The organism is Vibrio sp. 704, from assembly GCF_033339295.1.
Genome location: NZ_JAWOUH010000969.1, coordinates 1 through 529, shown reverse-complemented (window position 1 = coordinate 529; position 529 = coordinate 1). Strand labels below are relative to the sequence as shown.

The 529-nt window shown below is 42.9% G+C and carries 1 pseudogene; it reads right to left on the bottom strand.

Annotation, left to right across the window (positions count from 1 at the left end):
- Positions 1 to 23 precede the first annotated feature (23 nt).
- Positions 24 to 529: pseudogene (locus R7R24_RS30155) on the bottom strand (ABC transporter substrate-binding protein); the annotation flags it as partial.

The window sequence follows — 529 nt, the reverse complement described above, 5'->3', positions numbered from 1 at the left end:
CTTTCTATCTTAGTCAGTAACGATTACAGCTTGTAGCGATCATCAATCACGGTGACTTCTGGGAAGGATTTACCACTCTTCATGGCTTTTTCTGTCTCTTTCTTAACGGATTCATCAATCCAGAAGTTACCGATATCCATTGGGTGCAGAACCCATTCCGTTGCTTTAGTCATGCCATCTTTTGGAATTTTAACCCAACGCCAATGTGCTACACGTGAGTAAGGCACCATGTATCCAGGAACAATAATATTTGCTTCTTTTACGTATTCTTGAATCTGGTGCGACAGCTCATAACGTTTATTCTGATCAAACTCTGCATCATACGCTTCGATCAACTTATCGAGTTCTGGGCTACTGTAGTTGGTGTGAGCATTGGTTTGCGGCTTGTTCGCATTGTCAGAATGCAAGTACTCCCAGTAAGCTGGAATCTCACCAGATCCCATGTTCAGGAATGCCAGCTGGTGCTTCTTCTCTAGAATGTACTTAAACGCAGATGAACCATCGACCAAGTTCAATGTGAACTCTAGAC